The organism is Bacillus cereus group sp. BceL291 (assembly GCF_051776705.1).
Lineage (GTDB): Bacteria > Bacillota > Bacilli > Bacillales > Bacillaceae_G > Bacillus_A > Bacillus_A cereus.
On record NZ_JBPWAP010000103.1, the window covers coordinates 1 to 13679 of the forward strand.

Here is a 13679-nt window from a genome sequence, read left to right on the forward strand (position 1 = left end):
TGGATCAATTGCAATAACCCTTCTTCCAAATTGCCATTTACGCATCATATCAGCAAACAAATACGTAGACTTACCTGAACCTGAAATACCGATTACGAATTCATGTTTATTTAATAAATTTTCATCATCAACAATTACAACATTACCTGTTGTCATATTTTTTCCATTTACAATTCCAGTTTCTGAAAACATTTCATTTTCATGAAACGGAAAGAAATACGATACAGCTTCAGAGTTCATCATTCTGTACGTCATTTCTGGAATGGTATTATTTGCGAGAGGTAAAAAAGCACGAAATGCATCTAAAGCACGTATAGAAGGGGAATGTGCTGTACCAATTGCACCCATTCTACTTTTTATTAATGTTGTTAAATTATTCAACTCTTCTAAGGACGTACAAGATAAATGAATATACGTGTGAAATAGATAAATCTTATCATTAGCTGTTGCTATATCTCTTAACATTTGAATGGCTGAATCAACCTGTGCTTCAGCATCCGCTACAGTGTAAGCATCGGCATGTTGAGATTTCATTTTGATTTTATTTTGTTTAACTGATTTTGAAAGTTGTTCTTTAACTTCAGCCGAATTAAACTCCTTAATATAATAAGTAAAGCTAACGTTTTCAGATAACTCATTCAACTCTTGAATTCTTTGTTGATGGATAATAGTTTCATAGTCTAACACTAGCAACGTTCTTGTATGGTTAGACCCTAATTTCACCCCGTTTTCCATCTCCACAATATGTGAAGGAGCAATCGCTGTTAGTAATTGTTCGTTTGGATCTCCTACTGTATGAGCGAAATTGTTTTTTTCTTTTTTCGAACCAAATAATTTAGGGATTTTAAAACTATATTTCATGTACCATCTTCCTCATTAATTAATATTTTCGTTCACTTGTTTTTGAAGCTGATTAATTAACTTCTGAGCCGATTCACTTCCTAATGATATATCTAAAGAATTATGGGCACGTCCGATAATAAATTCACCAACAGACTGTGCATTATCATAATCAAGACATGTATAAATTAATTGTAGTAATTCCTCATTATTTAGTGGTTTTGCTATCAACCTTGCATGTCCAGTTAACATATTTTCAAGGTTAGCGGTTACAAGAGACGCTTTTCTTTCAATATCATTTAATGATTTTTCACGATTGTTTCCAATTGGCTGATCAATAATTACATATCGTTTTCTAGCAACCATATCTCTTGTTTTTTGAATCCCCTCAACGTATTCTTTATAGCTTTTTGTAAGCATTCGTTTTGCTGGATTCTTTTCCCCATGCGTAATATTATCCACATGAATCAAATGTTTAGATAAATTAACAGGCTGAGCCACCTGTGATATTTGAATCTCATTAACGAATTGTAATTCATTAATAAATGTTTTATAGGAAGTAAATATTTTTTGTCTCTCGTTACTACTCATTAATGATAAATTAACAGCGGATACATCTATTACTTTGACAAAACGATTATCATTTGTTTCATAGCAACTCGAAAAAATATCACGAATACCTAACTCTTTTCTTATGTCTTGATCATTTTGTTGCATATTAATGTCACCCTTTTTATAGAAAAATTCTTTATGTCTTCTTTGATATTTAAATTTCCATATCAGCCGATATTGTAAGAAAGATATATTTGATCTAATCGGGTGTTTAATTAACTGAAATGCTGTTAACGTAATCGTTGGTGTAAGACAAATTAAAGCTGTGTCTCTTGTAAGACTTCCCTGATTATAAAAAATCACCATGCCCACAATTGATATTAGTAAAGCTGGTGATACTATGACTAAATCCCAAAATGAAATTTTACCTACTAAATATTTTTTTGAATCGATATTAAGGGGAAGTTCAATTTTACCTTCCCCTTTTAATCGATCCTTTCTTTCTCTAAAGCTCTCTATCACTTTTTTTCACCTACTTTTATAGACCAGCTTTGATGTAATCAACGAATGGTTTAGCAAGTAAGAAGACTACTACGCCAGCACCACAGAATAAAAGACCTTTTTTAAATTTAGGTGCATTTTGCTCGTCACCTTGCCAAATCATTAGACCACAAACTAAACCACCAATAATGAATGCCCAAATAAATGTACTTTGCATGTCAGTAAATAGCGTTTGTAATAAATGTTGAATTCGAGTAAACATAATTTCACTCCCTCCTTAGAATAAGTTAGTAAGATCAGATAATACCTATTTTTAAATAAAATAACCAAAAAGGGTATAAAGGATTGATTTACAAACCCAATTGCGATCTTCAGGCTAAATTATACCCTTATTACCCAAAATAGGCAATAAGGGTATAAAAATTTTTATAATTTTTATTTCTATTAAAAATAAAACCATTATTTTCTCATTAATAAGGTTCTATATCAGTTCGTACCGAAACCTGTTGCCGTATAGTAATTCGTCCTTCCCTTCATGCAAGGGGTATTAAATTTTTGAATCATTGTGTTTCGTTTATGCTTTCACGTCGCTCCGCAATTCGCATTGTAAGTTTAGCAAATTTCTACACTTGTAAAAGTCCAACTCAACATCAATTCTAAAAAATTTAATACTATTCCCTTGCATTCCGATCACTCCTCATTACGTATAAGGCAACAGGTAACAGAGAAAAACCTATCAACACTACTACGAAAAGAGGAAATTTTATGTTCTTATCACAATTATCTTTTTATCAATTAGAGATTAAAAACACATCCCCGAAAGAAGCTATTACAAGCTCTACAACCGAATCATTTTATGCTTATGGAAGTGCATGGTTAAAAGCCTGTAATACTATCAGCAATTTTTTACAACAAAACAATTATAAAAAAGATGATTTAAATATTGTATTCAATGAAGACCCAAAGAATGAAGTTTATCGTTATACTTGGTCAGGGATTCACAAGTCTAGTTTCAAAAAACTTGAAATTACTATTATTTATACTCAATTCGCTGATACGGAGGACTTTTACAGAGAGTGTACATGCTGTAATAAAGTTATGTTTGAAGGATATTGTATACACGAGGGACTAGAATATTTTTGTTCTGATAAATGCTTACATACACAATACACGCCTGATGAATATGAGGAAATGCATGAAGATGATTATGCTTACTGGACAGTATGGCTTGAATAAACAACTAATTCCGTTGAATTATAGGTTAATAAAATTAAGACCCAAAATGTAAAGGAGGAAATAAAATGTATTTTGACTATGAAATACGATTGAAAGTTGAAAGGGAAAGACAACGAATTATTAAACTTTTAAAAGAAAAGGGTATTTCACAAAATTCGGAAGGTAAAAGAGTCAACGACTTAACTCTTTTGTCATTAAGTTTAATAAAAAACAAATTACTAACAAATAGTAAGTAAAGCATCAAAAATCTAACAAAACATTTAACATAAGGGAGTAGTTAACATGAAACAAGGACAAAAAGAATTATTGCATAAATTTCAAACAATTTTACTGGAACTTAGTTATGAATGTGAGGTAGATGATACTTTTCATAATACAATTATTAATCTAAATGCTTTTAGTAGATGTATTGATGAAATAGCATCGGATATTTCAATAGATAGAACAATAGCTAAAAAGATTAATAACCAAACTTACAGTAACTCATTAATTAATAAATTATTAATATATCTAAAAACAAAATTCTCAAACCTTATGACCCACAATAGATAATTTATAAAAAATTATTATCATGGAGGAATTTTATATGTGTATCCCAATAGTAGTTCTAGTAGAATATGATTTTTATAATGACGGAACAGGAAGCAACGTCTATCTATTCAAAGATATCAATAATGCGATAATATTTGCTAAAAGAGAAGCAAAAACATATCTAGAAGATAATAGACTTACTCTAGAAGACTTTAAAGGGCAACATGATACTCTAGACATTATGGAAACAAATGACAGTTATTATTTCAATTCATGGAATGATAAAAATTGTGATAAATACAATATTGTTGTCTATAAACAAGAATTTAAAGATAAAACAACGAAACTAATAAACTAACTACCTATATTTAATATACACAAGGCATAGATTGAGTTCAAAATCTTCTATGCCTGTTGTATACCTTTCTTATTCCAAAGAAGGGCTATATACCCCCGAAGAAGTGGCGTGTAAAGGGGCAAAATGTTTTTAATCGCTGTGTTTCGTTTATGCTTTTATGGCGTTCCACAATTCGCATTAGCATTATAGCAAATTGTGGAACTTGTAAAAGCCCAACTCAACATCAACTCTAAAAACATTTGTGCTATTCCCTTGACACGCCACTAGAGAAATCCTTTTATGTAGATCCTACTCAAAAAATCCCTCTTAACATATAAAGCTAAAAATCTTGTAAAGAACGGGTAGTATTTTTTGAGAAACCATTCAAAAAATCTCCACACCTTACTCTTTACAAATTTTTTTCGACTGGGTTATCAGCTATCACCAAGCTGATAACAAAATAGGGGGTGATGATCATCACAGCTTGGATTAACTAGTATACCCTGTCGAATCGCTAGTTTAACGTTCATAAATAATATTTTATTCGATAATAAAATACGGAAGTTCTCGGGGGCTTAGCCCACCGAACCCCCACCCAATGCTTCCACAAAATAGTAAGGGAAAAGCATTTTTCTATACACTATATTTCTATTTAAAACGACAAGAGGTTTAAAAGAAATTCAAAATGAATTCTAACCGAATTTAAATTAACAATCCAAAGGAATTCATTTTGAATTTAACACTTTATTTTATTGAATCGCATTCTTCATTTCATCAATTTCTTTAAATAATATGCCTATTTCTGTCCAATTCCATTTTGCATCTAAGTAGATCTTAGCTACTTTCCAATTGTCTTCTGTAATGTCTTCTGTAATATATTTATTTAGCTTTTTTTCATAAAAACGAATCTTTTCTTTAATAGTTTCAGTAGTCACTTGTATGCTTTCACCGTTTTGATGCAACTCTTTATTAGTTTGTACTTCTTCATCTTTAAGTTTTTGTTCTTTAAGCCACTCAGGAACAATATCTTTCTTTCCGTATGATGGTTTAAGAGAGTTTGGTTTTTGTTGAGACTTTGGTTTCTGTAATTGTTTTCTTTCTTCAAGATACGCTTTCTCAACATTTTCAATATCAGAAAAAGAGTTCATTCCTTGCGATACCCATTTCTTGATAATACCTTTTATAGTAGCTATGTATTTATCAGTCTTCATGTCACTGATTCTTTTAATTGCTTCATTCACTATATCTTTTCCATATGTAGTAGTTAAATTATTTAATTCAATCTCTACATATTTTGATGGTGAACTTACAATAGCAAATTTAAAAAAGTCGATAGGAGATAGATCTATACTTACATACTTATTAAAATAATTTAATAAATTATTAAGTTCTTTAGTATTATTAATAGGATTCTGTGGAGAATCCTTTAAAGGTTTCTGTGGAGAATCCTTTACTAAAGGATTCTGTGGAGAATCCTTTACTTCGTTTTTAGGTCTTCCACCCTTTATAGCATAGAACTTTCCTGATGATTTATAGTCTTTTTTCCAATCACGTACTTTTTCTAAAGGCTTTGTTAAAAGAGTAATGTCATTACAAGGGTAACGATAAATAACTATATTCATAGGCTTATGTCCAGCTCTTGCATGTTCTCCTTGATATTCTACTAAATCAACTAAGCCATATTCCCATAATGGAATAAGTATCTTTTGACGAAAATACTTTTCTTTACGGTCTAAAGCTTCCCATAAACTAGAAAGCGCTCTTGGAACTCTATCATATTCTCTATCTTTATCTCTACGATCAGCCATTGTATACATTTTTAAATAATCACAGTAAGCGGATTCTCCTAATTTATCTATCCAATCCATTGCGGTTATAAAATGTTGGTTTGGTAGTCTTAATTCTTCTTTTGGGACATGTCCCTGAGTAATAAAGGTAGGCGTTTGGCCTACTAGTTGTGTTTCAGACATATAAAAAACCTCCTATTTACATAGAAGGGCACTTTTAACATCGAACTCTCTAATTGGGGAAAATTACAATCTTATTGCATCTTTATATAAGCCAATATAACATTGACAAACAAAAAGTAGAAGATTATAATTAAATTAATAATAATAGGAATTAGAGAGGAGTTCGATTACTTGGCGGTTGTCGGTGCTCCTTCTTTTTTTATATTTTTTTTATGTTTTTTTACAAAAAATAACAAAGATACAAATTAGAAATCGTATCTTTGCTAACGAGTATATCATATTTTGTTGAAATATGGGATTGTTTTTTACTGATAGTGGTGAAAAAAGCCTAAAAGGGTATTGGTAGTTGATAAGAACGCTTTTAAAAAGCGTTCTTATCAACCTGAGCATATATATCATCTTCACTAGAACTCTGTACCTCTTTAGGGACAGGGTTCTTTTTTTCTTCCTCAATAGTTTTAGGGGAAGTAGTTATATTATTTGTTTGCTTAGATATATTATCAGGTGTTTCCTCTATTTTTTCTATAGGTTCAGAAATGCTTTCCTCTTTTGTAATACTTGTGAGAGGAAACTCTTGATGTAGTAATTTTTGAATATCGTGATCGGTAATATTTTTATAGCCGAAACGGTCTATCATATGAAGTACTAAGCTAGTTAATGAAACTTGTATTTTCTCTTGCTGATCACACCACTTATTTATTTTGCTTCTTGCTTCTTCATCTTTAATATCTTTTATCTTCCAACTAACGTTGGCTCTTGACACTGTTTATTCACCCCTTTTTAAAAAAGATTTTTTTGTTTAATATGGATAGTCCTTCCATGTTCATGTCAACAGCATATTCTTTTGGAATCCATAATAACTTACAATTTACTTCTTCACAAAACTCTAGTAAATCTTCATAAAGTAAATCTTCAAATTCTATACTTCCACCACCATATACACAAATGAAATCGGCATCACCGGCTATTTTTTCTGTGTACTTTTCTTCAATATCTTCTAATATTTTTTTAGCTTGAATGTATTTGCTGTTTTCTAAAAATCTAGATGCATCTTGATACAAACGGTGAGTAGGATCATTTAGGATATTCATGTATTGTTGGCGATTTAAAAGAACACGTCCGTTTGTATCTTCTTTTAATAGCTTGATAGCATCTTCAGTAGCATGTCCAACTCCACGACGTTCACCTGTACAGTTTTTTGGAATAGGATTTAAGCCTTGTGTGTAAACATATTCTGTTGTACCGTCACCAATATCAGCGTGCAAGATTTTTTTGTTTACGAAATCTTTAGGTTTGGCGTTTTCTTGGTATTGTTCATTGTATTTATCGAGAATATCGGAATCGGCTTCAATTAAAGCATAAAGTGATGGTACACCTTCTTTAGTCACTTTTACACTTTCGAATGTAATAAAAACAGTAACAGTAAGCTTACCTACGTAAACTACAACTACATGTGTATTTTCAGCGAATCGTTTCTCTAAAAACTCAGCTTTATCAACAGTATATTCACTCATAGGAATAGCTGAACTTAAATTAGATTTGATATTAATTGTAGAAGGGAGAACTCCGTCTTCTGTAAATGCGTTTTTGACAGCTTCACAAGCCATCATACCCAATGTCATAGCAACAGGGATTGTATGTTTATGTTTTTTCCCTAATCTTATATTCATATTTTCAACGTTTGAATCAGAAGTTAGAGTTGCACTTTTTCCAATGTTATATAAGCCATTACGCTTAATGCCATTACTAGTTATATGTACTGTTAAATCATCGTCTAAATTAGCGACAAGTTTTGTTAAGTTTGTTTCAGTAACAGGCGGTTGCTCTAATAAATATTGAATTACAGAAGGTTGTTTTAATTTTTCTCCATTGATCTTAGCTTTGATGCTTGCATTTCCAATATCGAAAGAGGAATCCATTTCGTAATTCTTAGTTCGTGTTTCTAATTCTTGTGTTTCATTAGCATTTGACATGTTATTCACCTCATAGTTTATTTGGTTGTTTAAATCATCCTTGAGTTAATTATACAACAAAATGAAATATAAAACAACTCTTTTTGAATTCATTTTGAATTCTTTTTTACAAAAGGTAGATCTTTTTAAAATGAGGTGTAAAAAGGATTTAAAATGAATTCTTTTTAGTTATGCTTTTGAATTTTTATTATTATATTTAGAAAGGGTGATCTATAATAAATTCTTAATAAACTTATTTAGAATTTATTATAGATTTATATAAAGTTCATTTTAGATTTATTTATTTTTTATAATAAAGATTCCATCAATGAATTCAAAAAGAATTTGTTTTTTTGAGATGTTGTCTTTTTTGATTTGGAGCACATCTATCTAAGGGAGAATTATATTTTTGTTTTAAGGGGTTAAAAGGGGCGTGGGCGTGAACTGGACATCTTGGTAGGGGGTAAGTGTTTAAATGGAGTAATTGTCTTGTGAAAGCCTTTAAAAGGCGTGAAAAAAGAGAAGTATCTACATATAGTAGATACTTCTCTTTTTAACGAGGGTTTAAAAGGAGTGTAATAGGCTTATCAGCCTATTTAAAATGATGTTTTAAAATAGTGAAGCTGGATCTTCTTTATCTTTCATGTATTGAGCAATCATAATTATTAGCATTTCTTTAAACTCTAGTTGAGGTAATTTAGTAAGAATTGCTTTGTGAATCTTTCTAAAATACTCTTCTTGTGTGAATAATTCATTTTTAATTGTTATTGTAACTAAATCTTTCTTTAAATCATTAAGTTGATCGTAATTATTTATAACTTTATCGGCAAATAATTCTACAGAAATTTTTTCATAGTAATTAAAAATTCCTTGTAGTTGTTCAAGATAACTTCTTTTGGATGATTTTTTAATTTCCATAATTTTATTTTTGTCGGTTCTTTGCAATGGAATATCTAAATTTTGTTTCAAAAAAATTCAGCCACCTTTTAAAAATATTATATTAAATTTATTTTGCTTTTATATGTTTTTAAGTTTTTTTTATTATACTATAAATGTATATCAAATTAATTGATAATTGTATAGAAAAAGGAGGAAATAAGCTATGAATAATGCTGAACAAACAAGAGACGATTTCAGTGAAGCAATGTATGAACTATTGAGTAGAATATGGAAAGCGATTTTTAAGAAAAGAGAGTTATCAAAAATAAAACGTGATCCGGAAGGTAAAGGAGAAAAAGGAAGCGATAAAGAAGGAAGAGATAAAGATAAAGAAGGAAAAGAAAAAGAAAAAGATATTGATAAAAAAGCATTGGAAAGTATTAATAAAGAAGAATTGACTGGTAAATCGAAAAAAGTATATGAGTATTTAGAAAAAAATCCTGAAATAGCAAAGCAAGTAATTTTAAAATTTTTAGACGAGAATATAAAAATACAATCTAAAGAATTTAAAGAAACTAATAACGAAGTTATTGAGGAAATACAAAAATTAAGAAAAGAAATGAATATGAATCATGAAAAAACAAATAAAACATTAGAGTCAGTAAATAAAATTGAGAAAGATCTAATAGAACAACAGAAAGAAATGGAAGATTTAAAGCGAAAAGGAAAAGATATTAAAGTTGATGAAATTGAAGAGGTAAAAGAAGAACAGAAACAAAATTCAATTTCAGATGAAATGTTAAAGATCTACAAAGAAGATTCTCAGTTTTATCAGAAACATGGAAGCCCATATGTATATTTAGAGAAGAAAGAAAATGAATATTGGAGTGAATTTGAAAAATACAATTCATTCGACAAAAAAATTCAAGCTACACAAAAAGAAATGCTACCTAAAATGGTTGCTTTAGGATGGAATCCTGAAAAAGATAAAGAAATGAATATTGTTGTTTTTAATGTGGAAACAAATAAAAAAGAAAAATTAAAAATTGATTTATCTAATAGTGAGTATGATAATGATAAAAAAGTATTTAGTCTAAAAGACTCAAATGAAAAAGAAATTGATGGAGGAATCAAAACTATATTTAATCAAGATAAATATAGACTTATCCCTGAATCTTTTAAAGATCATGAAAAAAATAACATGAAAAATTTAGAAGGTATCAAAGAAGTTTATACATTGAGCAAAGGAAGTGAAAATCAGGAAGAATTAGAAGAAGAAAATCCACAATTCCGTCACATGAACGCAAGTACCAAAAATATGGACAATAAATTCCTAGAATTTGCGGAAACAGGTGAAACAAATTGGGGAAAGAAATATGAAAAACCATATGAATCAAAAGAAGAAAATAATAAAGGAAATGAGAAAGAAAGAGAAGAGGAAAATGAATTAGAACTCTGATGAAATTAAAAATATTTTTTATCAATACCGCAAAGTATTCATGAATACTTTGCGGTATTGATAAAGACACCTCTTTTAAAAAGAGGTGTCTTTATTTTTTTAAATGATTCGGTTTATTAGCTTTTATGAAACTAGAGAAGATTTTGAAAAGATCTTCACGCTCAGAAATATCAAGATTGGTAATTTCAAAATATTTTTCAGCTAAAGCGCCTGTCTCAATTAAACGTCTAGCTCTCTCTTTTCTGAGATTTTGTGATTTTTTTCTCTCAATAGATTTTTTTGTATCATGATGTAACTTTTTTAAATCTTTAATTTTCTGATCAATTTTTTTTAATTGATCATCCTTAGTTTCCATTAGAACCTTCACCGTTTAGTGAAATATTTCTTAATTTTTCTTTTGCTTGTTCTTTAAGTATATTGATCAAAGTGATTGCTGTTTGTTCGTCTTCTATTTCCCAAGACTCAAATAAGTGTTTTCCAACGTTTGTATTTTTTTGTTTTTCTAGGTTTTTCTTTTTTTGTTGGAGTTTTTTTATTTGTTCTTCAATATCATTTAGTTGCTTGTCTGTACGTAACTTTACCATGATTACACCTCCTATTTGAATTATATAGAAAAGAAATAGAGAATAAAAGAGAAATCTAAATATAAGACCACTATGAAACTTGTTGATGGAAAAACGAAGTGGTATAATGATCACGAAGGGAAGCGAGTGCCCATTTACACAGTCAGTTTCCTAACTGTTTCATGGGTAATCAAAACTTTTCCAAAGTTATGATTCAAACGTTGTCTGGCGACAATAGCCCTACGGGGGAAATGGAAGGAGGAAGAATCAAAATGAGTCTGTTTTATTTCAATGTGAGGAATATTAATAAGTCTAGTCAATCCGCTGTTGCTTCGGCTTCATATCGTAGTGGTGAGAAATTATATTCTGAGAGAGATATGGAATTTAAGTCTTATAGAGGTAGAGAAGTAAAACCCGATTCTTTTATTCTTGCTCCTAAACATGCTCCAAAATGGGCTTATGATCGTGAAAAGTTATGGAATGAAGTTGAAAAAGTTGAGAGGAACTGGAATAGTAGATTATCACGAGAACTTTTAGTTGCACTACCTGTTGAACTTACTAATGAACAACAAAAAGAAATGCTAAAAGAATATGTTAATGGGATGTTAGTAAGTGATGGAATGGTAGCTGATATTTCTATACATAGAGATCGTGAACATAATCCACATGCGCACATTATGTTGACAGTTAGACCTTTCAATGAAGATGGGAGTTGGGGAAAAAAAAGAATAAAAAATGAAGATGGAAAATGGATACATTCTGTTAATTGGAATGATAAAGAAACATTGTTAAAATGGCGTGAATCTTATGCTGAAAAAGTGAATGAATGGTATAAAAAAATGAATATTCCTGAACGGATTTCTCATGAAAGTTATGAAAAGCAAGGCCTAAATAAAATCCCTCGATTGAGACTTACAAGAGAAGAATATCAATTTGAGGAAAGGCAAAAGAAAATTTCAAAAAAAGAAGGTAAAGAATATCAGCCATCTTCACATTATGCTCAGATAAATAAAGAGATTGAAGTTGCCAACAAAAAGATAGAAATTATTGAACAAAAAGTAGTTTCATTATCTGATTATCGTCAAAAATTTGAGAATGAAAAGTTAAATGAATTTAATCAGATTCGTAGATCAATGGATTTATCAGAGTTTGATTGGGAAGTACTTAAAAAAGTAGCTGGACGTGTTGGTGGTTTCCTTGATTATCAGAGTGCAAAAGAGAATCTAAAAAAATTAGATAATTGGAAGAAAAAAATTGATTATAAAAAACTACAAATTGATGCTGAAGAAAAGGTTTTATCAAAAGCAAAATTATCCTTTGATAAGAATCCTAAAAGTGTTCTAGCTTATGGATTCATTCCAAATAAATTTGAAGATTTATTATTGGAAAGAACTAATGAATTAGATAGTAAAAAAGATGAATTAAATCGAACAATTTCTTATTTTGAAACGATATATGATGAATCTTTAAGAGCCTATGAACTTCAAAAGGAATTTACTAAAGAGGAATTTAAGTTTTTATATCCTGAGTATGCACAAGAATTCGATGGATCTAATGTGGATCTTTATGATATTAAGTTTTCATACACGCAACAATTTAGAGAGAATACTATAATCCATGAATCGCTTCCTGATTTTAATAGGGATAATCCTTATTTAAATGATAAACATCATAATTTAAAAGATGTATTGAATGAATGGGATAGTTTAAATAAGGACTTGCTAATTTTAGAAAGAACTAAGACTAAAATTCAGAAGGATTATAAACACACATTTGATAATTTTAATGCGGAAAAAGTATATGATTCATCAATTAAATTTACAGCAATTAGTGAACAAATTTCTGATAAGGAAAGTAGAAAAGAAGCCTTAAAAGAAAAACTATTTAATATGATGAAAATTTACTATCCAAATATTGATGATGTAACAATTAAGGTAATCCCTCCAAAGGTTCAAAGCCAATTACTACTTCTACATTTAACAGGAGAAAGTACAGGTATATTATCTGAAGATTTATTACTACTAAAGCAAAAGAAATATAATGATAAGTCTTATGAACAAAATCATTACAGACCTTCAGATAGAAAAAGATTTGAGCCAAGAGGAAAACATGAATTTGAAGAACAAACGAATAATAATGTCGCAAGTGATTCAGGGCAATTATTTAACACTCTAATTCAAATGGCTCAAAGTCAAGAAACCAAAGATAATGATTTAGAAAGAAAACGAAAAATGAAGAAAAAAGCTAGAAAAAATTATCTTGGAGGTCATGAATTATAGGAGAGTGAAAATGAAAAGAAAAGAAAGAAATAAGTTTGTTCAAATTTTATGCGGTTTAACTATAGGTACTATACTTGGATATTTCTATGCTGGATTACTTAGAGTGCTGAAAGAACACAATAACCTTCAGGATAACTTAAAGGATTATGAGGGTACAATTCAGTTCATGAAAACAACTGATAAGCAAATGCAAATTTTATTTCTTGTAGTATTAGTTATATCAATGGGCTTTGTGTTCTCTAAAATGGGATTGAAAAATAAGAAATATGAGGATGCTAGTGATTTTGGTGTTCATGGTACTTCGAGATGGGGAACAATTCCAGAGCTACTTAAAGGGGGAGCTATTTCTAAAAATAGTAAATACTCCGAGACAGACCCCTTTAAAACCTTAAATGCTGAAAAAGGGATAATTCTAGGTAGAGATATTGAAACAAAGAAGTTAGTCATAGCTCATGATGAAACTACGGTGGACAATCTGAATGTAAATGTTGTGGGTTCTTCAGGATCAGGGAAAGGCCAAGCTTTTGCGATAAATAATTTAATAAACAATAGAGAGAGAACCATTATTTGTACAGATCCT

At 29.8% G+C, this 13679-nt stretch carries 14 protein-coding genes and 2 pseudogenes; 7 read left to right on the forward strand and 9 right to left on the reverse strand.

Annotation, left to right across the window (positions count from 1 at the left end; genetic code table 11):
* The 3 genes and pseudogenes from ACS2CR_RS30860 to ACS2CR_RS30870 form a co-directional block, all read right to left on the reverse strand.
* Window positions 1-861 (reverse strand): annotated as a pseudogene (locus ACS2CR_RS30860) (TrsE); the annotation flags it as partial.
* Between the two features lie 15 nt (window positions 862-876).
* Window positions 877-1914 carry a hypothetical protein gene (locus ACS2CR_RS30865; RefSeq protein ID WP_000572917.1) on the reverse strand — a complete coding sequence of 346 codons (1038 nt, stop codon included), beginning with the start codon at window positions 1912-1914 and terminating at the stop codon, window positions 877-879.
* 16 nt (window positions 1915-1930) lie between these two features.
* Window positions 1931-2155, reverse strand: a complete 225-nt coding sequence (locus tag ACS2CR_RS30870) for a hypothetical protein (protein WP_000495110.1) — start codon at window positions 2153-2155, stop codon at window positions 1931-1933.
* Window positions 2156-2658: 503 nt separating this feature from the next.
* On the opposite strand from ACS2CR_RS30870, the gene ACS2CR_RS30875 reads away from it, so the two are divergent.
* From ACS2CR_RS30875 to ACS2CR_RS30890, 4 genes are all read left to right on the forward strand, one after another.
* Window positions 2659-3129, forward strand: coding sequence for a hypothetical protein (locus tag ACS2CR_RS30875; protein ID WP_000480048.1), 471 nt, complete (start codon window positions 2659-2661; stop codon window positions 3127-3129).
* A 65-nt stretch (window positions 3130-3194) separates the two neighbouring features.
* Window positions 3195-3365, forward strand: coding sequence for a hypothetical protein (locus tag ACS2CR_RS30880; RefSeq protein ID WP_437261353.1), 171 nt, complete (start codon window positions 3195-3197; stop codon window positions 3363-3365).
* A gap of 46 nt (window positions 3366-3411) precedes the next feature.
* Complete coding sequence (locus tag ACS2CR_RS30885) at window positions 3412-3681, forward strand: hypothetical protein (RefSeq protein ID WP_437261352.1); 270 nt, start codon at window positions 3412-3414, stop codon at window positions 3679-3681.
* A gap of 34 nt (window positions 3682-3715) precedes the next feature.
* Window positions 3716-4018 carry a hypothetical protein gene (locus ACS2CR_RS30890; protein ID WP_437261351.1) on the forward strand — a complete coding sequence of 101 codons (303 nt, stop codon included), beginning with the start codon at window positions 3716-3718 and terminating at the stop codon, window positions 4016-4018.
* Window positions 4019-4746: 728 nt separating this feature from the next.
* Here the strand turns inward: ACS2CR_RS30890 and ACS2CR_RS30895 are convergent.
* The 4 genes from ACS2CR_RS30895 to ACS2CR_RS30910 all read right to left on the reverse strand — a co-directional run bounded on the left by ACS2CR_RS30895 (window position 4747) and on the right by ACS2CR_RS30910 (window position 8888).
* Window positions 4747-5967 carry a replication protein gene (locus tag ACS2CR_RS30895; RefSeq protein ID WP_437261350.1) on the reverse strand — a complete coding sequence of 407 codons (1221 nt, stop codon included), beginning with the start codon at window positions 5965-5967 and terminating at the stop codon, window positions 4747-4749.
* Window positions 5968-6328: 361 nt separating this feature from the next.
* Window positions 6329-6730: a hypothetical protein gene (locus ACS2CR_RS30900; RefSeq protein ID WP_088065252.1), complete on the reverse strand. Its 402-nt coding sequence runs from the start codon at window positions 6728-6730 to the stop codon at window positions 6329-6331.
* Between the two features lie 7 nt (window positions 6731-6737).
* Window positions 6738-7940: a ParM/StbA family protein gene (locus ACS2CR_RS30905; protein ID WP_097938844.1), complete on the reverse strand. Its 1203-nt coding sequence runs from the start codon at window positions 7938-7940 to the stop codon at window positions 6738-6740.
* Between the two features lie 588 nt (window positions 7941-8528).
* Window positions 8529-8888 carry a hypothetical protein gene (locus tag ACS2CR_RS30910; protein ID WP_000812484.1) on the reverse strand — a complete coding sequence of 120 codons (360 nt, stop codon included), beginning with the start codon at window positions 8886-8888 and terminating at the stop codon, window positions 8529-8531.
* Between the two features lie 133 nt (window positions 8889-9021).
* On the opposite strand from ACS2CR_RS30910, the gene ACS2CR_RS30915 reads away from it, so the two are divergent.
* Window positions 9022-10257, forward strand: a complete 1236-nt coding sequence (locus tag ACS2CR_RS30915) for a viral A-type inclusion protein (protein WP_437261349.1) — start codon at window positions 9022-9024, stop codon at window positions 10255-10257.
* A gap of 91 nt (window positions 10258-10348) precedes the next feature.
* On the opposite strand, the gene ACS2CR_RS30920 is transcribed toward ACS2CR_RS30915, so the two are convergent.
* A complete protein-coding gene (locus ACS2CR_RS30920; protein ID WP_000448103.1) occupies window positions 10349-10612 on the reverse strand; it encodes a hypothetical protein in 264 nt (87 codons plus the stop codon).
* Window positions 10602-10841 carry a hypothetical protein gene (locus ACS2CR_RS30925; protein WP_000240014.1) on the reverse strand — a complete coding sequence of 80 codons (240 nt, stop codon included), beginning with the start codon at window positions 10839-10841 and terminating at the stop codon, window positions 10602-10604. The genes ACS2CR_RS30920 and ACS2CR_RS30925 overlap by 11 nt, the downstream gene beginning before the upstream one ends.
* Window positions 10842-11092: 251 nt before the next feature.
* Between ACS2CR_RS30925 and mobQ the strand changes: the two genes are divergently transcribed.
* Window positions 11093-13099 (forward strand): MobQ family relaxase, encoded by a 2007-nt coding sequence (gene mobQ / locus ACS2CR_RS30930; protein ID WP_438906129.1) that lies wholly within the window; start codon window positions 11093-11095, stop codon window positions 13097-13099.
* 10 nt (window positions 13100-13109) lie between these two features.
* Window positions 13110-13679: pseudogene (locus ACS2CR_RS30935) on the forward strand (VirD4-like conjugal transfer protein, CD1115 family); the annotation flags it as partial.

Excerpts from the sequence above, each read along its gene's own strand:
- ACS2CR_RS30870 (WP_000495110.1), bottom strand. The coding sequence starts at position 2,155 with ATGTTTACTCGAATTCAACATTTATTACAAACGCTATTTACTGACATG.
- ACS2CR_RS30875 (WP_000480048.1), top strand. The coding sequence starts at position 2,659 with ATGTTCTTATCACAATTATCTTTTTATCAATTAGAGATTAAAAACACA.
- ACS2CR_RS30880 (WP_437261353.1), top strand. The coding sequence starts at position 3,195 with ATGTATTTTGACTATGAAATACGATTGAAAGTTGAAAGGGAAAGACAA.
- ACS2CR_RS30885 (WP_437261352.1), top strand. The coding sequence starts at position 3,412 with ATGAAACAAGGACAAAAAGAATTATTGCATAAATTTCAAACAATTTTA.
- ACS2CR_RS30890 (WP_437261351.1), top strand. The coding sequence starts at position 3,716 with ATGTGTATCCCAATAGTAGTTCTAGTAGAATATGATTTTTATAATGAC.
- ACS2CR_RS30895 (WP_437261350.1), bottom strand. The coding sequence starts at position 5,967 with ATGTCTGAAACACAACTAGTAGGCCAAACGCCTACCTTTATTACTCAG.
- ACS2CR_RS30905 (WP_097938844.1), bottom strand. The coding sequence starts at position 7,940 with ATGTCAAATGCTAATGAAACACAAGAATTAGAAACACGAACTAAGAAT.
- ACS2CR_RS30915 (WP_437261349.1), top strand. The coding sequence starts at position 9,022 with ATGAATAATGCTGAACAAACAAGAGACGATTTCAGTGAAGCAATGTAT.
- ACS2CR_RS30920 (WP_000448103.1), bottom strand. The coding sequence starts at position 10,612 with ATGGAAACTAAGGATGATCAATTAAAAAAAATTGATCAGAAAATTAAA.
- ACS2CR_RS30925 (WP_000240014.1), bottom strand. The coding sequence starts at position 10,841 with ATGGTAAAGTTACGTACAGACAAGCAACTAAATGATATTGAAGAACAA.
- mobQ (WP_438906129.1), top strand. The coding sequence starts at position 11,093 with ATGAGTCTGTTTTATTTCAATGTGAGGAATATTAATAAGTCTAGTCAA.